At 37.6% G+C, this 19,307-nt stretch carries 20 protein-coding genes; 3 read left to right on the top strand and 17 right to left on the bottom strand.

What is annotated here, in order from left to right; translation table 11 throughout:
* Positions 1 to 73: 73 nt before the first annotated feature.
* The 5 genes from AC1F25_RS04030 to AC1F25_RS04010 form a co-directional block, all read right to left on the bottom strand.
* The gene (locus AC1F25_RS04030; RefSeq protein WP_002316261.1) at positions 74 to 466 is read right to left on the bottom strand and encodes a DUF4430 domain-containing protein; all 393 of its coding nucleotides are present in this window, start codon (positions 464 to 466) and stop codon (positions 74 to 76) included.
* Positions 447 to 965: a membrane protein gene (locus AC1F25_RS04025; protein ID WP_002309234.1), complete on the bottom strand. Its 519-nt coding sequence runs from the start codon at positions 963 to 965 to the stop codon at positions 447 to 449. Before AC1F25_RS04025 ends, AC1F25_RS04030 begins: the two co-directional genes overlap by 20 nt.
* 147 nt (positions 966 to 1,112) lie before the next feature.
* Positions 1,113 to 2,186, bottom strand: a complete 1,074-nt coding sequence (locus AC1F25_RS04020; RefSeq protein ID WP_002319942.1) for a hypothetical protein — start codon at positions 2,184 to 2,186, stop codon at positions 1,113 to 1,115.
* Positions 2,179 to 3,096 (bottom strand): coiled-coil domain-containing protein, encoded by a 918-nt coding sequence (locus AC1F25_RS04015; protein WP_002306703.1) that lies wholly within the window; start codon positions 3,094 to 3,096, stop codon positions 2,179 to 2,181. The genes AC1F25_RS04020 and AC1F25_RS04015 overlap by 8 nt, the downstream gene beginning before the upstream one ends.
* Before the next feature lie 213 nt (positions 3,097 to 3,309).
* Complete coding sequence (locus tag AC1F25_RS04010; protein WP_002290760.1) at positions 3,310 to 3,501, bottom strand: hypothetical protein; 192 nt, start codon at positions 3,499 to 3,501, stop codon at positions 3,310 to 3,312.
* A 158-nt stretch (positions 3,502 to 3,659) separates the two neighbouring features.
* Here AC1F25_RS04010 and AC1F25_RS04005 point away from each other — a divergent pair, with 158 nt between their 5' ends.
* From AC1F25_RS04005 to AC1F25_RS03995, 3 genes are all read left to right on the top strand, one after another.
* Entirely contained in the window at positions 3,660 to 5,168 is a 1,509-nt protein-coding gene (locus AC1F25_RS04005) for a DUF1846 domain-containing protein (protein ID WP_086307267.1), read from the top strand.
* Between the two features lie 386 nt (positions 5,169 to 5,554).
* Positions 5,555 to 6,736 (top strand): NupC/NupG family nucleoside CNT transporter, encoded by a 1,182-nt coding sequence (locus tag AC1F25_RS04000; protein ID WP_002314996.1) that lies wholly within the window; start codon positions 5,555 to 5,557, stop codon positions 6,734 to 6,736.
* A gap of 88 nt (positions 6,737 to 6,824) precedes the next feature.
* Complete coding sequence (locus AC1F25_RS03995; protein ID WP_025478124.1) at positions 6,825 to 7,382, top strand: guanylate kinase; 558 nt, start codon at positions 6,825 to 6,827, stop codon at positions 7,380 to 7,382.
* A 193-nt stretch (positions 7,383 to 7,575) separates the two neighbouring features.
* Here AC1F25_RS03995 and AC1F25_RS03990 read toward each other — a convergent pair whose 3' ends face one another.
* The 12 genes from AC1F25_RS03990 to AC1F25_RS03935 form a co-directional block, all read right to left on the bottom strand.
* On the bottom strand, positions 7,576 to 8,088 hold the full coding sequence (locus AC1F25_RS03990; protein ID WP_002335053.1) for a GNAT family N-acetyltransferase: 513 nt from the start codon (positions 8,086 to 8,088) through the stop codon (positions 7,576 to 7,578).
* A 6-nt stretch (positions 8,089 to 8,094) separates the two neighbouring features.
* Positions 8,095 to 9,090, bottom strand: a complete 996-nt coding sequence (locus AC1F25_RS03985; RefSeq protein ID WP_195943507.1) for a sce7725 family protein — start codon at positions 9,088 to 9,090, stop codon at positions 8,095 to 8,097.
* 5 nt (positions 9,091 to 9,095) lie between these two features.
* Positions 9,096 to 9,785 carry a hypothetical protein gene (locus AC1F25_RS03980; protein ID WP_002290743.1) on the bottom strand — a complete coding sequence of 230 codons (690 nt, stop codon included), beginning with the start codon at positions 9,783 to 9,785 and terminating at the stop codon, positions 9,096 to 9,098.
* Between the two features lie 123 nt (positions 9,786 to 9,908).
* On the bottom strand, positions 9,909 to 10,568 hold the full coding sequence (locus AC1F25_RS03975) for an amino acid ABC transporter permease (RefSeq protein WP_002306693.1): 660 nt from the start codon (positions 10,566 to 10,568) through the stop codon (positions 9,909 to 9,911).
* The gene (locus tag AC1F25_RS03970) at positions 10,568 to 11,404 is read right to left on the bottom strand and encodes a transporter substrate-binding domain-containing protein (protein WP_325829896.1); all 837 of its coding nucleotides are present in this window, start codon (positions 11,402 to 11,404) and stop codon (positions 10,568 to 10,570) included. Before AC1F25_RS03970 ends, AC1F25_RS03975 begins: the two co-directional genes overlap by 1 nt.
* 21 nt (positions 11,405 to 11,425) lie before the next feature.
* Positions 11,426 to 12,877 carry an amidase gene (locus AC1F25_RS03965; protein WP_195943504.1) on the bottom strand — a complete coding sequence of 484 codons (1,452 nt, stop codon included), beginning with the start codon at positions 12,875 to 12,877 and terminating at the stop codon, positions 11,426 to 11,428.
* Between the two features lie 134 nt (positions 12,878 to 13,011).
* On the bottom strand, positions 13,012 to 13,956 hold the full coding sequence (locus AC1F25_RS03960) for a dihydroorotate oxidase (protein WP_479994273.1): 945 nt from the start codon (positions 13,954 to 13,956) through the stop codon (positions 13,012 to 13,014).
* A gap of 83 nt (positions 13,957 to 14,039) precedes the next feature.
* On the bottom strand, positions 14,040 to 14,687 hold the full coding sequence (locus AC1F25_RS03955) for a PepSY domain-containing protein (RefSeq protein WP_025477248.1): 648 nt from the start codon (positions 14,685 to 14,687) through the stop codon (positions 14,040 to 14,042).
* A gap of 233 nt (positions 14,688 to 14,920) precedes the next feature.
* Positions 14,921 to 16,087: an SAM-dependent methyltransferase gene (locus AC1F25_RS03950; RefSeq protein WP_002290735.1), complete on the bottom strand. Its 1,167-nt coding sequence runs from the start codon at positions 16,085 to 16,087 to the stop codon at positions 14,921 to 14,923.
* Positions 16,088 to 16,237: 150 nt separating this feature from the next.
* Positions 16,238 to 17,053 carry a maltodextrose utilization protein MalA gene (locus AC1F25_RS03945; protein ID WP_002309215.1) on the bottom strand — a complete coding sequence of 272 codons (816 nt, stop codon included), beginning with the start codon at positions 17,051 to 17,053 and terminating at the stop codon, positions 16,238 to 16,240.
* Between the two features lie 12 nt (positions 17,054 to 17,065).
* Positions 17,066 to 17,917 (bottom strand): sugar ABC transporter permease, encoded by an 852-nt coding sequence (locus AC1F25_RS03940; RefSeq protein ID WP_002290731.1) that lies wholly within the window; start codon positions 17,915 to 17,917, stop codon positions 17,066 to 17,068.
* 3 nt (positions 17,918 to 17,920) lie between these two features.
* Complete coding sequence (locus AC1F25_RS03935) at positions 17,921 to 19,222, bottom strand: carbohydrate ABC transporter permease (protein WP_002290728.1); 1,302 nt, start codon at positions 19,220 to 19,222, stop codon at positions 17,921 to 17,923.
* Positions 19,223 to 19,307 lie beyond the last annotated feature (85 nt).

The raw sequence follows: 19,307 nt of genomic DNA, 5'->3' as shown, positions 1-19,307 counted from the left end.
TTCTTTTCCTTCTTTCATCAAGTGAACTGACTAAAGAGCAGCAATATCCGCCCTTTAACAGTTTTTATGAAACTTATAATTTAGATAAATTGAAAATGACCGATTGTCCATTGTTCAATTCGATCTCTTTTGCCCCAGTAGTAGCACTTTTCCCATCCACAGTAAACATCCAATAGGTTTGATTCTTTTCATCCTGAGAATGCCCTTCAAGCGAAGTGATGAAGCCATCATTTTCCTCGACTTCAAAATTTTGTTTCAAAATAGTCAGTAAAGTTTCTCCTTTTTTGAAAGTCACTTCTTTTTTCAAAAAGTTTTGACCATTTTCTTGTAACGTGATCGTTGCTTTTTGCGATGTTTTTACTTCCTCCTTTTGGTTTGAAGTCGATGGTGTTTTGGTTGTACTACAACTTGTCAACATGAGTACACTGACACTCATTGCAAGCAGACTATAAATTATTTTTTTCATTTTTTCCTCCTGAATGATTGTAAAAACGTTTGACGACTGGCAGAAAAATAAGGAAGAACACAACATTACCTATACTGTGCATCAGATCAAACGATACCCCTTGAAGGTAATAGACCCAAGGTTGAGGTAAATGATAGAGCAGCGTATCGAAAACAGTCATCCCTATTCCATAAACTATACCTGCTAGAAAAAAGCAGGTTCCTTTTAACCAGAGACTCCTTTGAATTGTTCTTCTCGAGTAGAAAATTGAAAACAACGCCAGAACGACGGTATAGCTGAGCCACTGACCGATGACCCATGGACCCACACCAAAATAAAAACTGCTGATTGCGATAGAAAGACTCATGACAATTAGCGCATCTTTCAAGCTTAAGTAAAGTACTATAAATAAAAAAATAGCAGTCATTGGCTGGAAATTCGGAATAAATTGAAAAGCGATCCTACCTGCTACACAAGCAGCAGACAATAAGCTAAGCTGGGCGATTTTATTTGTGGTCATTCTTGATGTAACTCCTCCTTCACCAGCAGATGATTCACGTTCATTCAGTACATACAGAAAAGACTTGTGACAATTATTCTGGATAACTGCCGCAAGTCCTTTGGAACAGAATTATCTGAATGACCTCTGGTAATCCAACTTATCCAATCAGGACTTTCTCACCATTAACGGAACCAAGAATTCGTAATTGATAAAGAAATCAATGACGGATCGTGGGTAATCTCCAGATGAGATCGACAAGACCGTTTGATCTTTTTCGTTTGTTGCTATCGTTAAAGACTGTCCTTTATCTAATCGTACTTGATAAGTAGTTTCGTTGATCTTTTCCATATCATAGGAGGGATTTTTCATCGCCACGATAAAAATATCATCCAATACTTCATTCGTCAATTCAAATTCGCTCTGAAGGTTCAAACGAAGTGGCTTCGTATTGTCTAGTAGTGTCTGATTAACTGTAAAACCAAGCATTCTAGCATGGGCTAATAATTGATTCAATTTGTGATTGAAGATCGTAATCTGTCCTGCTGAGAATACTCGATCAACTGACCAGTATCGGATCAAAGAAAGCACTCGATCATCCTGGACATCGATTTCCATCGTCTCTGGTGATACATTTAGAAGACTCATCGATTCCACTTGGTATCGTTGATCGATGGTCGGTAATACAAAGGAAAAGACTAATTCGTTTTGTCCATTCAACGTATAATTGATAGAGAAATGTCTTGTTTTCCATGTGTCATAAGCTGAATTTGATCGTTCCAGACCAATATCATTCAACGGTTTCAGTAATTCATATGTGAAGTATTCGATCAGACTTGTTTTTCCAATCGTTGAGATCGGTTCTTCATTCAATATAAAGCGGTCATATGATTCTAATAATTCGGGAAAATCTGATTCAATCAAATATTTTCTCATACGTAAATCCGCTAATTCTGCTTCCGCTGTTTCAATCAAACTGACGATATCTTGATAATCTTGCTCTTTTCCTTCTAAATATCCGGGATTTTCAGATACTTCATAAGCATGGGTGTTTTCTGAAGTATCCGTATTTGTCGGAGTTACTTTTTCTTTTTCATGGATTTTTGTTTCTTCTGGCATAAGGACTTCTTCTGTGTCATCCAGTGGCTTACTGGTTTGTTCCTCTAATGAAGTGTTCGTTTCTTCATGATCTTCTGTCTGTGATTCATTTTTTGTCCATTCTGCTTCATCGTGTTCATTCATACTCGGAACCTCCTTCATTAGATTGATTATTAGGATTTTCATTACCAAGATAATTCATCAAGAATTCATGGATTGCTTGACCAAACCCCTCTTTGCTACCGAAATAGCGACTGATTTGCCGTTGCTCTTTTTCTACGATGGCTGCGCGAAGTTGGTCCGCTCTTGCTTCTTGTTTCAATGCTTCTTTTTGCTGTTGGATTGTTTCAGGTGTCTCGATATAAGGAAGCCAGCCTAATTTTTCATTAGATAGCACTTGCTTCTTCTTCTCTAATTCTTGAATTTCTTCCTCGATTTTCTTACGATTCAAGAATCCTTTATTATCATCCAAATCAGTCATCTGCCGATTGATTTCTTTTATCTGTTCGTTTAGACGTTCAATCTCTGTCTGAGCTGTGATCACCTTTGCGTCTAGCTCATTGATTTTTTTGTCATAGTCCGTTGTCTCCGGTTGGGAATATTTCTCCCACTCTTCATCGATCTTAGGCAAAACAAAAATTTCTGGCAAACTTGCATCGATACCAATTGTAGGGCGATCATGGTAATAAGTGCCGATTTTGTAATAGCTCATCGTTGGTGAGATGCTTTCTACTTGTTCCATAAAAGGAAATTCTTGCAAAAAACGATCATGGATCTTACGCATCAGCAATTGGTCAATCTCGTGATTTTCATTTGAGCTTCGTTTTAATTCTTCGTTCAATCTGCCGTTGTACAAACGGTAGATCTCAGGAATATCTTCTTCGCGGACAGCTTTTTCAAAAGCTTGTAAATCTTCTAATAATTGGGAAAGATTCATGCTTGCTTTTTCTTTGATATCATAAAAAGAAGACGATTCTTTTGCTGTATCCTGATTCGTGCTCGTCTCCTCTAGTTCGCCTTGCTCGTAATTTGTGTTTGTATCTGGCTCTTTCATACTACTTGCCTCCTCTTACTCATCTGATTTTCACTTATTAATACTTCAATAGTACCATTTTCTGTAAAAAATTGTTATAAAAAAGAGCGGGCAATGCTCCATAAAACAGGCTGCACCAAAATTTGGCACAGCCTTTTTTTCGATCAACTAGTCTTTGATATCTGATTCATCTGATAGGACAGAATCGAATACAATGACTTTTATCATATTCTTTTATTTACTAGGCAGATCTCTTGTTGTGAAATGAATGCGCTGATGGTCATCACGAGTTAGTTGCGTTTCTTCGTTTAAATAAGTAAACGTCAATTGTTCTAATTCGGGATCTTCAAGCATTTTTTCATAACCGGTAAAAATCGAACGGATATAGTGTTTATATGCGTTTTTCTTTTTCTGTCTTTTTTTCATGTAGCACCTTCCTTATCAAAAACTATCATACCAATGAATAACTATCTAGACAAGTTGGTTTAAATCATTTTCTTTGTTTTTTTGAGGAATTTTACTCTTCCAGTTGACGAATCCAAAAAAAAATGAAAAAATGCTTTAGTACTTAAGGAGGGAACCCAGTGAAAAAAATTGGTTTTGATTCAGAGAAATATATTGAAGAGCAGTCCGCGTATATTTTGGAACGAGTGAACCACTATGATAAATTATATTTGGAATTTGGTGGAAAGCTAGTGGATGACAAACATGCAAAACGTGTACTTCCAGGATTTGAAGAAGATGCGAAAATCAAATTGCTACAAAAATTAAAAGATCAGGCTGAAATACTGATTTGCGTCTATGCCGGAGACATTGAACGTAATAAGATCCGCGGTGATTATGGGATTACTTATGATATGGATATCTTGCGACTGATTGATGAATTACGCGGTTATGGATTATTGATCAACAGTGTCGTTATCACTCGCTATAGCGGCCAGCCTGCCACGAAAGTCTTTATCAATAAACTAGAAAGACGAAATATCAAAGTCTATAAACATTCAGAAATCGAAGACTATCCAGTCAACGTAGAAAAAATCGTTTCAGAAGATGGGTTTGGGAAAAACGAATACATTGAAACAGCTAAACCAATCGTTGTAGTGACAGCTCCTGGACCAGGAAGCGGAAAACTCGCTACTTGTTTGAACCAACTGTATCATGAAAGCCAAAAAGGACATGCAGCTGGTTACTCCAAGTTCGAAACTTTTCCAGTATGGAACGTTCCGTTGAAACATCCATTGAACATTGCCTATGAAGCAGCCACAGTCGATTTGAAGGATGTCAATATGATCGATTCCTTCCACTTTGACGCCTACAATAAAGTAGCTGTAAATTATAATCGAGATGTTGAAACCTTCCCTGTAATCAAACGTATTATTGAAAAAATTACTGGTAAAGAATCTGTTTATCAATCTCCTACTGACATGGGTGTGAATCGTGTAGGATTTGGTATCGTGGATGATGCGGTTGTCCAAGAAGCTTCTAAACAAGAAATCATCCGCCGCTATTTCCAAACAGAGTGTGACTTCAAAAAAGGATTGATTGACGAAGAAGCAGTTAATCGAATCAAACTGATTATGGAAGAAGTCGGATTACGCCCTGAAGACCGAAACGTTGTCGTTCCTGCCCATGATTATGCAGATAAAATTCAAGCACAAAGTCCTACAAAAGATCCTTCTGCTGTGATTGCCATCGAATTACCAGATGAAATCATTATTACTGGACGTACAAGCTCATTGATGGATGCGTCAGCGGCAGTCATCTTAAATGCAGTAAAACATTTAGCGCATATTGCAGATGGCATTCCTTTATTATCACCATTAGTTCTTGAAACAATACAAGGATTGAAGTCAAAGACACTTCATTCCTCTTTGGATGCACTAAGCATCAATGAGGTTTTGATCGCTTTATCAATCAGTGCAGTAACGAATCCAATCGCTCAAGTTGCTTATGATAAACTAGCTGAACTTGAGGGAGCACAAGCCCACTCCACTGTGATGGTCAATAAAAATGATGAACAAACATTGAAAAAACTAGGAATCGATATTACTTGCGCACCTGTTTACCCTTCAGAAAATCTATACTACCAATAGAAAAAACTCACTTATAAAGGTTGAAAACGAAACTATTAGCATTAGCTTAAACAATAGTTTCGTTTTTTTATAGCCATTACTAAGTGGATACACTTCTTGTCCCTTCTTGAGGGATATTCAGTTTGAAAGAAAAAACAAGAATAGGATAAATTTTATTTCACATACTTTCACTTACTTTCCCTCTCTATTTGAAATACGAAAAAACAATGGAACATCAGTTTTTTTAGCGTCTTTTATCTGTTTTTTTAATTTATTTTGGTTGCTTTGTATTCTAATGGGAAATGAATGCGTTTTACTCTAAAAAAGTAATGAAAATTTCACTAAAGATTAGTATTTTATTTACAAAACAGGTAAAATAAAACGGAATTTGGAATAGGAGTGATTATTTGAGTTATTTATTAGGTATTATTGGTTTATTTGTCACATTAGGTCTTGCTTTTTTGATCAGCAGCAACAAAAAAGCAATCAAATTGAAACCACTAATTGTGATGTTCGTTTTACAGCTTGTTCTTGGTTTCGTATTATTACGTACAACTTTTGGTACAGCGGTTGTTTCTGTATTGGCAAAAATGTTTGATCATCTTCTTGCTTTTGCTGGGCAGGGTGTTGACTTTGTTTTTGCCGGTGTAGCAAATAAAGGAAGTGCACCTTTCTTTCTTTCCGTATTGATGCCAATCGTATTTATTTCTGCTATTATCGGGATTTTACGTTACATCAAAATTCTTCCATTGTTTATGAAAGCCGTTGGTCTTGGGTTAAGTAAAATCAACGGAATGGGCAAATTAGAATCCTACAATGGAGTAGCTTCTGCTATTTTAGGGCAATCGGAAGTATTTATTTCCATAAAGAAGGAATTACCTTTCTTATCTGAGAAACGTTTATTCACCATGAGTGTCTCGGCTATGTCTACAGTGTCTATGTCAATCGTCGGATCTTATATGGCACTAATCGATTCTAAATATGTGATCACTGCCCTTGTTTTGAATTTATTTGGCGGATATATTCTGGCTTCGATTGTGAATCCCTATGTATTAGAAGAAAAAGAAGACGAACTAATTATTGAAGAAAACAAAGAACAGACCTTTTTCCAAATGTTGGGAGAATACATTCTTGATGGTTTCCATGTGGCAATCACGGTTGCTGCTATGCTTATCGGATTCGTTGCCTTGATTGCCATGATCAATGCTATCTTTCACGGGATATTCGGTATTACTTTCCAAGAGATCTTAGGTTATATCTTTGCCCCTCTTGCCTTCATCAGTGGAATCCCATGGAAAGAAGCAGTGGATGCTGGTAGTATCATGGCGACTAAATTGGTTACAAATGAATTTGTTGCTATGACAGAATTAGCTAACGGTCATTTCCATTTTACTGAACGCACAACAGCGATCATATCTGTTTTCCTTGTTTCATTTGCCAACTTCTCTTCTATCGGGATCATTTCTGGCGCGATGAAGGGATTAAATGAAGAAAAAGGAAATCTTGTCGCAAAACACGGATTGAAAATTTTGCTAACAGCGACTTTAGTCAGCTTTTTAAGTGCTATTGTGACTGGATTACTGGTATAATAAACAAAAAAAGCGACGTTGCTTTCAAAAGCTTTGGAAATATTTCCAAAGCTTTTTCAGTTGCTCAAATATCAAAGGAGAAATGATGATGAATTATTGCTATGTGTTTATCGGACCTTCTGGTTCTGGGAAAACTTCACTCGCAGAAGCTGTTTTTCAGCCCGAACAAAAGATCATTACTTACACGAATCGATCACCAAGACCTGGAGAAAAAGATCAAGAGGATTATTATTTTGTATCTGACGATGCATTCAATCAGATGATCAAGCGAGACGAGTTTGCAGAGTGGGATCAATATGCTCAACATAAATATGGTTCCAGCAAAGCAGAGATTACCAAAAAACTGAAGGAAGGAAATTGTTATGCCGTTTTGACGGCAAATGGTTTTTGGCATTTATACGAGTATTTTGGCACGGTAGTCCGTCCGATCTTTATTACGATTTCTAAAGAAACATTACAATCGCGCCTGAAAAAGCGTGGAGATTCACCCGAACAGATTTTGGCCAGAATGGCAGTTTATGCGAAAGACTTAGCTCAACTGGAACGGTTGACAGCTATTCCCACACTTTTAGTCGTATCAAACGATGGAGCGTTCCAAGAAGCAGTAGATAAAATAAAAAAAGGATTATTGATAGAAACAGATTAGCTAAATAGCCATAAGATAAGCTGAGAGGCCGCGACAAAAATGGTGTCACGACCTCTCGATGAACGGTGTTTCAGAAGTAGCTTCTTCGAAAATTATTTCTTGAAGCTCACCACTACTGTCCCAATCTCTTAGCAATCAGCTAGTTGTTTTTTCATATTATTAAGTCTTCATCCTTGTGAAGATGCTTTTATACTCACTTGATTATTTTTTGATACGCTTTTCTTTCACCATGTTCAAAAGGGAATTCAATCATTCCTTGATAAGTGAATCCAGCAGAATAGATGGTCTTTTCCATCGGTTCATTAGCTGGATAAGTATCGATACGGACATCTTGAATATCTTTGCTGGCTGCAATCGTCAACAAATGTTCTAAGAACGGTTTTGCTAGTTTTTTTCCTCGAGTACTTTCTGCTAAAGCAACACGATGAATCGATAAATAAGGACCAGTTGATTCTTTCCAACTACCATCTATTTTTGTGTAAACGGGATCCACGCCTGAGACTAATGCAGCTGTTCCAACAATTTGATCTTCGACTATTAATACATAGCTTTCTTTTCTTTCAATATCGTTCAAAATCGTTTCTTTTGTTGGTTTCTGCCCGTTCTGCCATTGGGGAGAGCCTTGCGAAGCAATAAATTCCGCTGCAGCATCAATAATTTTTACCACTTCTTCTACTTCTTCTTTTCTTGTTAACCGAATATACATATCCAGTTACCTCTTTTCTGTTTCTTTTTCATTTATATTCTCTAATTTTTGAATCACTTCATACAGTTCAGGAACTTTTGAATAACTTCTAAGCCAATTTTTTGGATGATCCAGTAGTTGACTGATAAGTTCCAAATGATGCATTAGGGACCATTTTTTCAATACTCCGAGTCCTGGAAATTTTTGTTGCTGGTAGAGAGCCAGTAATTCAATCATTCCTGATGTGATTAAGAGCTGATGATGGTGACGCATGATCCATTTTTTCATTTTATCTCCTGCTTCAAGAAACTTCAATGCTTGATTTTTAGCGGAATCATTACTGTCAGAGACAAAATGCTTTACGCGGATATTACCGTAAGCATCGATATACGTTAGATGGATAGCAAGCGCTCGGCTAGGAAACCCTTTATCGAAATAACGGCTGCCTTCGATCGTGAAATCAGAAAATCCACTATATCCGTCTTCGTGGAAAAAAAGATAGTCATCACTAAAAAAATCGTCTGCTTTATCTGTATAACTTTCAACATGCTTTCTCGTTCGAAAAGAGTCACGGATCACAATTTTATTTTCGGGCAGCCAGATGCGAAAGCGACTAGCATCTGGTATCAAGAATTTCGAATCGACTCCTGCCAGCTGTTTCCACACCTCTGCGTCTTTTGGATAGTGTTGTCCATCGAATACAAGAAATGTTGGAGGTGAATCCAGTACGTCGTTAAGATTTTCTGGCGTTAAAATCTGTGCAGAGACGACAGAGCTATGTTCTTTGACTGTCCAACTGTGCACATGCTGATCGAATAATTTGAATTGTCCTACTTGGGGATTTTGGATTACAGCGATTGGATGGTGCTTTTTTTGAAATAATTCGATCACGTTTTTAAGCGTAGCGGAATCACGTACTGGTTCGATTACCGGTTGGATTTTATTGGAGAGCAATCCTCGCGACAATGCTTCTTTTAATGCTAATAGGTCAAATTGTTTTCCTCTTAAATAAGGATAGTACATATTTTTCACTCCAATGGCTCTGTGGGCAACCGCCGGATCTGCTGTTGTTGCCTTAAGTATTCATAATCATGTTGAAGCGCAGCAACTTCTTCTTGCAACTCATTGATTGCCTGACTAGCTATTTCTTCTAAAAATCGTTCATAGTATCGTTCGTTAGAAAAGGGATCTTGGTTTTCTGAACGTCTTTTCAATTCTTTGTACAATTGATCTGTTGGAAAATATTTTACGCCTCGCTCCATTTGCTTTGCTTTTCTTACTTCTCTGAATAAAGAAGCCATAAAACGGTTTGTCAAAGCTTCTTCCGGTACAGCAAGCTCCTTCTTTGCTGCTTTTTTCGCAATCATAAATGTACCAGATGCAGGCATTTCCTCTTCGATCGTGTACGGGCGATATACTAGTACACCTATTCCTGTAGGGATCTCTGTTTTCACTTCTTCATATAGTTTACTTGGCAAAACAAAATAATTATAATGCCCGACAAATGACAGTTTGGCTGTAGAACGAAAATCTGCTTTTGTCACTTTCAGCTCATAGCATCGCCATTCTCGGCTGCCATCAAATTTTGTCAAGCAGCTAAGCGTATCTACAATTCCTTGGTCATCAGGCATCGTGACTTCTTCTACGACTAAGCCGCCCTGCTCGATGCAATATTGGTATAATGAGGATTCTATTTCGATGGTTAGCGGGGTCTTCATGTTTTTACCTCCGAACATATTTTCGTCTTACATTTTACATGAAATGATTTTAAAATACTAGACAGAATACACAAGAAACAAAAATAGAAATGATGCTTGTCACGTTAGCACCATTTCTATTTTTCAGATTGACTGATGGACGGAACGTTTTTCTAAATACTGTTGCACTTTTTCGATCCCGATACAAATGATCCAATAAATCAGTGCAACTAAAATATAGAGAGAAAAATAGTCGAATGTCCGACCACCTATGATCTTTGCTTTTTGAAATATTTCTGGCACTGTGATCGTTGCCGCTAATGAGGTACCTTTCACTAAATCCATAGCTACGTTACTGAGTGCCGGTACCGAGATTCGAAAGGCTTGCGGTAAAACGATATATTTCAATACCCCAAAGAAAGAAAAACCAGAAGCTAAACCAGCGTCCCACTGACCTGAAGAAACGCCTGCTAGTGATCCTCGATAGATTTCACCAATAAATGCACTGCTGGTAATCGTGAAGCAGATGACTGAAGCCGTTAAGGCACTTAATTGATAAGGTAACCCGAAATATAACAAGAACAGCAAGACTAGTGCGGGAATACCTCTAAAGAACGATAAATAAAAACGAATAAATACATTCAGAGGTAGCCAATCCAAAAGACCTAGAACTGTCAAAAGCAACCCTACCAAGTTTCCTAAAACAAAAGACACGAAGCCGATCCCTAATGTGTATACCAAGCCTTGCAGTACGAAAGGAAGTGAAGTCCACATGAGGGAAAAATCAATGAGAGGAAAGTACATCAATCACTCACCGACTCAGTCATCGTTTCTTTCGGTTTGACTGAAACATCAGTTTGAAAATATTTTTCAGATATTTTCTTTGTCGTCCCATCTTCTTTCATCTCTTTTAATACGCCATCGATTTTCTTTTTCAAAGCATCATTTCCTTCTTTCAATAAAAAACCACTTTCGTTTTCATTGAAATAAACGTTCTCCAAGATTTTTACGGGGATATCTGGTAAAGCAGATACGGCCATTTTCTGCAAATAATAATCATTTAGAATAACGTCTGTTCGACCGTTTGCTACATCGCTTAAATATTGATCATTCGTGGCGTTATCGTAAGTAACTAATTTAGCTCCGTGTTTTTCCGCTAAACGCATATAGCTAGTATTGGGTTCGCCAGCTGCTTTTTTTCCTTTAAGATCATCAAGTGAGTGGATTCCTGAATCATCTTTTTTTCGTACGATCATACTGTCAAATGAATATTTGAAAGGCTCTGAAAGGGAGAATTTTTTTTCTCTTTCTTTTGTGATACCAAAATCGTTCGCAGCAAAATCTGATTCTCCTTTTGAAACAGAAGTGATTTGTCCATCCACATTGTATTCTTTAAAGGAGATTTTGACATTTAAACGTTTGGCTACCTCTTTCGCCAAGTCTACGTCATAACCAACTAATTCATTTTGATCATTATAATAAGAAGCGGGAAATAGTGTGCCAGAAGTTGCTACTACCAATTCTTTCTTTTTTTTCACATTACTCCAGCTGTGATCTTCTTGGTTAGCGGCAGCTGTACCGCAAGCGCTTAAAATAAAAAAGACGCTAGTTATTAGAGCAAACAATCTTTTTTTCTTCATTTTTTCTTCTCCTTGTTTCTGCTATTTCCATGGATTTGGTAAATGGAACTGGTGACTTGCTTCAAATAGATAGCCGATTTGAAGCAGCAAATCTTCTCTTCCTCTGGCGGACATAAATTGAATCCCGAGAGGCATGTTTTCTTTTGTCAAATGAGTAGGCAAGCTGATTGCTGGTTGTCCAGTCAGATTAGCCAATTGTGTATAAGGTGTGATCTTCAAGCTTTCCTCAAACATAGAAGAAACAACTTCTAAAGCTTGTACTTCAGAACAATCATGGATGTGTTTCATCTGTGCTCTTATCGTATCACTTTGCAAATCTTCGCTGATTTTAGGGGCAGTAAATGCAGTCGTTGGTGAAAGGAATAAATCATATTCTTGATGCAAGTGTTCCATGACAATTGCTGCTTCATCCCATACATGCAGAGAATCAATGTAAGTAGCGGCAGAAAGTTTCTGACCATATTGGAACAAAGTCCAAGAGATCGGCTCAAGTTCTTCTTTTCTGACAGTTCGCTGGATGCCTGCTTCAATCGAGTGGATCATTGCTGCTGTCTCTGCGCCATTCATCTGATAATAAGACCTAATCAGTTTACGACCATCTAGTGGGTAAGGAATCTCCGTCAAATCATGTCCTTCTTTTTCAAGGAAATCTACAGCTTTTTTTACAGCAAGTACTGCCTCTTCACTAATCTGTGAGTGGATCGGTGAATCAACACAAAAAGCTATCTTCAAATGTTTTTTTCTTGGATGTGTTTGCCACTCAACTGGCGATACTTGATATGGCGCACCGGAATGGATGCTTCTCATCCCATAAAATAAAGCCTCCGTGTCTCTCATAGAAACCGTCAAACCGAAATCAATAGCAGCTCCTTGCCATCCTCGCCAAGCATATGGACCAACTGGCATCGTCCCTCGCGAAGGTTTCAGCCCAATCAATCCGCAAAACGAAGCGGGTATTCTAATAGAACCACCACCGTCACTAGCGCCAGCTAAAGGAACGATTCCCGCTGAAACTGCAGCAGCAGCGCCTCCACTTGATCCGCCAGGTGTACATTCAAGGTTCCAGGGGTTTCTTGCTGGGCCATAGATGACGGGGTCTGTAATATTTTTGAAACCAAACTCTGGCGCATTGGTTTGTCCAAAAGGAACTAGCCCTATCGCTTCTGCTTGCTGTACATAATTGGATGTATGAGAAGCTCGATGTGTTTCAAATAAACGAGATCCTGAAGTAGCTAGCCATCCCTTTTTTTCTTGACCGAGCATTTTTAAAGGGAATGGAATACCTGCCAATGGTCCTTTTTCTGACTGGGGAATCAATCGTTCAGTGGAACTATTCTCGAATGGTTCAAGTGCAACAAACGCATTCAATTCATGATTTTGTTTTTTTATTTTTTTCTGTACATCATCAGCTAATTCTTGAAAACTAAATTCTTTTTCTTTAAGTCCTTTCGCTAATTCTGTTGCATCTTTCATAGTATCCTCCTTTTTGCCCCTGTTATTTTCCCACAAGTTCGTCTAACATACAATGAGTACGCTTGCACATGAATGAACAGACGAGTGTTTTTTATAAAAAAAGACGAAGATCAATCATGACCTTCGTCTTTTTGCTATGAAATGTTGCGTAATTTGCCTTTAAATTCGTCAATTGACGTATATCCTTTTTCTGACATAATCTGCGTTAATTCTTTTATGATTCTAGAAAAAATTTCCGGCCCTTCTTTATGAAGCTCGGTACCAATCTGTAACATGCTTGCGCCACATAGCAGATGTTCAAATGCATCTTGTCCTGTCCGAATCCCACCTGTACCAATGATTTGGATTTCTGGTTTCAAACGCGTATAAAAAGCGAGGACATTTGCTAAAGCAGTCGGCTTGATATACTCTCCCCCAATGCCGCCGAACCCTTCTTTTGGTTTGATGACCACTGCTTCTTTGTCTGTATCGATATACAACCCGTTACCCACACTGTTGATAGCATTGACATATGTCAACGGGAACTGATTCAAGATATCTGCCATCTGATCAAAATGAGCAAAATCAAAATAAGGAGGCAATTTGATCCCTAACGGCTTAGAAAAGATGCTGAATACTTCTTTCAATGTTTCATAAGTGGCCTCAAAATCGTAAGCTAGTTGTGGTTTACCAGGCACATTTGGACAAGATAAATTTAGTTCAGTAATCCCCTTGAAACCACTTTTTTCTATTTCCCCAAGTATTTCCAAGTTTTCTTGGACACTCATCCCGGCGATCGAAAAAAATAATGGTTGATTTGGTTTTTTCTGCGCTTTTTCATACGCAAGAGCATACTCTAGATAATAAGAAAAGCCTAAGTTTGGAAGCCCCATAGAATTGATACTGCCTAAAGGAACATCAAAATAACGTGGTTCGGGATTTCCTTTTCGTTCATTGATTGTACAGCTCTTAGTGATAAATGCTCCTGCTTCTGAATGAGCCAGCTCGTCTAATTCCTGGGTAGTCATGCAGTGTACACCAGATGCATTCATAAAAGGGTTAGCAAAGGTATGATTGGCAAAGGTCGTTTCTAAACTCAAGTAAATCGCTCCTTCAAACAAGTTATTTTATCTAGTGTATCATGACTAAAAGAAAAATCAACTCTTGTTTTTCAACGTATTTCTTAATCACCCTGTTCGGTTGATAGCACTTCCCCTGTTTCACTATTAATCTTGACTGATGTACTTTGATTACCATTTTTTACTTTGACTTCCCAATAAGTAGTACCTAGATCTTTATCCAGATCCCAATCTGTTGCTGTACCGCTTCCTACTTTATCGACAGCAATCTTTGCTGCTTCCTCAATTGTAATTAATTTATCAACAGCTAGACCATCTTCTTTTTTCTTTTGACCATTTTGATCCTCTCGATCTAGCGTTTCTGGATTCTCTGTTTCCATTTTTTCATTCTGAGCATCAATTCTTGCTTCATATTCTTTTTGATCATCGACACCTTCTATCTTGTAGAAGTAAGATCCCCAATCACTATCTAGTTCCAAACTAGTAATAGCAGTATCTGGATACTTATCTTTAAACAATTCAATCGCACGAGCTGCAGACACTTTGATAGCTGACTGGCCCATTGCCTCGCTCGAATTCTTTGTTTGGCTAGACGAAGATGTACTTGCGTTTGTTGAGGATTCCGATACCTGAGAAGAGCGTTGTTCACTACTTGAAGATGTATTCCCAGATGTTCCTTGATTGGTGTTTGATTGACAAGCAGCTAAAAACAAAGCCGCAAATAAACTAGTATAAATAACAGTTTTCTTCATTGATTTTATCTCCTTTATTATAAAATAGTATTCTATACAAGTATAACGAAGAAAAAAATTTCTGTCATGTTTAAAAATTAAAGAACAACGTTATTATTATGAAAATAAAAAAGAAGCTAAGCTTTAGAGACAACCCTAGAAGTTAGACTAAAATCTCACTTCGGGAGCATCATAAAACTTAGCTTCCATTTATTAAATAATTAAATAGCTTTTAAACTGCCTTTTTATATCAATTATGCACGATGCATTGGGATATCATTATTTCCAGGTTGAACAAGCAAATATTGAATTACATCGATATTGCTTGACTCAAATGACGCTGCACAAGCTTGTAAATATAGATCCCACATTCGATAGAAGGAATCACCCATTTCTTTCGTGACTTGATCTTGGACTTGATGGAAATTTTTTGTCCAATGCTCTAATGTCAATTGATAGTCACGACGCAAACTTTCTAAATCGATCAATTGCAAATCGTTTTTTGTAATATTATCAACTAATTCAGTAACCCCAGGAACATAACCGCCAGGGAAAATATATTTATTGATCCAAGCATTTGTCGCACCGCCTTGTTGTCGACTGATTCCATGGATCAAAGCTGTTCCTTTTGGTTTCAATAAATCTTTTACGACTTTGAAATAACCTTCAAGATTTTCAGAACCTACATGTTCGAACATACCTACACTTGTGATATGATCAAACGTTTCGCCTTTTAGTTCACGGTAATCCATTAATAATACACGGCATTTATCTTCTAAATGTTCTTCTTTGATTTTTTTTGTGATCAAATCGTATTGTTCTTCACTTAGAGTAATCCCAGTTGCTTTGACGTTATATTCTTTGGCAGCAGTGAACATCAATGTTCCCCAGCCGCAACCGATATCAAGCAACGTTTCGCCTTCTTTGATAAAGAGTTTGTCTAAAATATGATGGACTTTATTGATTTGTGCTTGTTCCAACGTATCTTCAGGTGTGTTGAAATAGGCACAAGAATAAGTCAAAGTTGGGTCTAGCCAAAGTTTATAAAAGTCGTTACCTAAGTCATAATGCGCATGGATATCTTCTTTGTTTTTTTGTTTTGTATGTTTTTCTTTCTTTGGCAGCCATTTTAGATAATCTTTTCCTCGTAAAAAGCTGTTTGCTTGCTGATAAGCATCGTTGATTAATGCTTGGATACTTCCCTCGATCTCGATTCGATGATCCATATAGGCTTCTCCTAGTGCCAAAGAAGCGTTGCTTGTAATCTCTTTCATTGGGATTTCTTCATGGATATTGATTTTGATTTGGGGAGGAGTGTCCGTATCTCCGTATTGTTTCGTTGTACCGTCCCAATAATTTACTTCGACAGGGAGCGAGAAAGAACGTGAAAATAATTGGTTGTATAAAGTTTTCTCTAACATGATTTTCCTCCTTAAAAAAACTACCCTATTACGTTAATACTAAAAAAGAAAAGAATCAACTAAGAAGTTTAATTTTTTCAGAAATTTTTCAAAAACTACTTTATTTTTCATTTTTTTCACATTCATTGTCGCACAAATCACTTAAACTTGTCATTCGACACGCTTATCTTTGAATTTTGTCTTAGCAAAAACCCATAAAAGCAGCAAGACAGTTATCATTGTTTGGACACTTAGCATCAAGATAAAGTCAAAGTGGATAAACCCTACAACTGCTGCTACCATGGATCCTATCCCCATCACATTCAGCATCAAATTTGCACTCTCTTTGAATGTATGAATGGATGAGAGTTGGCTTTTTCTTGTCATCCACAAGAAAAAGGAAGCACCGAATAAAATGAGACTCGTCATGATAAATAGGACAAGACCAAGACTTAAACTATAAGATAAAATGATTGTTGGACGATTACTGGCATAAAATTCTCTTTCTAAAAATCGTTGGAAATCTTCCGGCGTACGTACAGAATCCGGTTGGAAAGATGGACTATAATTCATCGTATAGCGGCGTATACCAGATTTATCCTTTTGTTGGATCACCCATTGTTCCTTCTCAAAATCAATAAAAGTTCCATGATCGGATTGTTGTTTCTCAGATAAAGACACACCTACCAAAATTTCAGGGGTCACAGCTATCGTTTGTTGCGATGATTGTAACCCAGTTTCAGATAATTCAAGTTCAGAAAATTTTTTGGTTCCTTGTTCATCGATCAACGAATGAACGGATAGAAATTGTTCTAATGGAATCCCTTGGATCTGATTGGCATAAAAAAGAGTCACAGGCATGACCATCAAGGAAACTAAAAATACAAATATCAAGAAAAATTTGGGCCATGATAATAGTTTGCGTCCCGCAAACACTTGAGTTGGCGTACGTAAAGTGGAAAAATAATTTAACGGAAATGTTTGCATGATCCTCTGCTCCTATCCTTTTGTCCCGCCAGATGTCAGGCCGGTAACAAAGTTCTTTTGTAAAAAGAAGAATAATAGACAAATCGGTAAAGCAATCAAAATTGCTCCAGCAGCAAAGAGGGAGACCCTTTGATTTGTCACGTCAGAAATAAATGTTTGCAGGCCGACAGCAACAGTCTGATTTTCAGGTGTTCGGAGCAGGAACTTCGCTAGCATGAAGTCGCCAAAAGGTCCCATGAATGCCCATAATGCTTGAACGGCGAGCATTGGTTTGACAAGAGGTAATACAATCTGGAAAAAAATCCTGAAATGCCCTGCCCCATCAAGTTTAGCAGATTCATCTAAATCTATTGGTACTGTGTCAAAGTATCCTTTCATCAGCCAAGTATTCATTGGAATCCCACCGCCTATATAAATCATCGTCAAGAACCAATACTTATCTAGTGCCTCTAATAAGAAAGCCATGACATAAAAGGCAGTCAATGCTGCCATAGTCGGTACCATCTGAATCACTAAAAAGAACATCAAACTTGATTTGCGTCCGATAAAACGATAACGGCTATACGTATAGCCAGCTAAAGTTACTACAGTTACTTGTACGATCATCGTTAGGACAGAGATGATTAACGTATTTTTATACCACGTCCCGTAAAGTGTTTCACTGAACAGTCGCGTGAAATTCCCTAAAGTCCAGTCGCTTGAAAAATCCAAACTGAAAGCCGCAATGTTTCCTGACTTGAAGGCAGTACTTGCTGTGATCAAAAGTGGATAGATAATAATGACTGATAACAGTAAAAGAAAAAAGTAAGTAAAAAAGTGAGAAAGCCGTTTTTGGAATCGTGCACTCGAATGAAATTTTTTCATTGTTTAATCCCCCATATTGAACGCATTTGTCTTTTTGAACACTAGCAAAGATACGCAGATAACGATGATGGAGATGATCAACGTAATGGCTGAAGCCATAGAATACTGCGGAGAAGTTCCAGTCGTAAGTTTATAAATCCATGAAATCAGGATATCTGTAGAACCAGCTCCTCCACCCACGCTTCCGGGCCCTCCATTGTTAAATAGGTAGATCATAGAAAAATTATTGAAATTCCCAGTATATTGGGTAATAAACGTTGGTGCCGCAACTAGAAATACAGCTGGCAGTGTGATATTTGAGAAACGTTGCCATGCATTTGCTCCATCGATTTTTGCTGCTTCATACAAATCTTCAGAAATCGACTGTAAAATCCCTGTAACCATTACATAGATATAGGGAAATCCTAACCATCCTTGAACTAAGATGATTGCCACTTTAGTCCAGTTCGGGTCCGTTTTCCAAGAGATTGCACTGATATCTACAAATGGAAGCTGGTTTATGAAAGGAATAACTTGAGTATTGATGGCACCTACGCTATCGTTGAATATATTCGAAAAACTCATGATAGTAATAAACGCTGGGACCGCCCACGGTAATAAGAAAATGATACCGAAAATACGTTTAAATTTAATAAATTTTTGGTGAGCAACAACCGCTGTGAGAATACCAAGGGTGATTTGTAAAGTTGTTGCACATAACGTCCAGATTACGGTCCATGAAAAGACTGCAAAAAAAGTATTGCGATATGAACTCAAGAAGAAGATGCTAAAAAAGTTTTTAGCCCCTACCCAATCAATCAAACTGGCTGGTGGAATATGATTAAAGTCATAATTGGTAAATGCAGTAAATAATGTGACTAAGACTGGGAAAATGATGGTAAAAATCATGAGAAGATACGCGGGAAGTGTCAATAGATAAGGAAAACCTTCATCACCTATATTATGTATGACTTCCTTCATCGTTCGATTGATTTTTTTCCCTTCTTTACGCATCCTTGCTACTCGATAGGCGTCTAGAAGATTCAAAGCGTAAAAAATCAAGAAAATGATTGTAATGATGAATTGCAAAGTGCCTTCAATCAAAATAAATAATGAATGATCTTCCATTGGTATACTTCCCAAAGTAACCAATCCTATCAATGCATGAAATCCGCCCAAGAACATCTGACCAATGAATAGGACGAATATTGCGAAAAAAACGATACCTTTAAAAGTTTGGCCATTTACAAACTGCCCCATCCCCGGAATAAGTGAACAAAGCGTGATTTTTTTTTCGTTGATCTGGCTTGTTTTATCTTGCTGCATCTGAATGCCCCCTCTAAACTTGCTAAACCGCAAACTACTTTTAAGATAATGGCAACAAGAACAAGATAATTTTCCATCTCGCTCT

It is taken from the genome of Enterococcus sp. M-BR2 (assembly GCF_056612775.1).
Note: the sequence above shows the minus strand (reverse complement) of the source record. Positions and strands in the feature narration are given on the sequence as shown.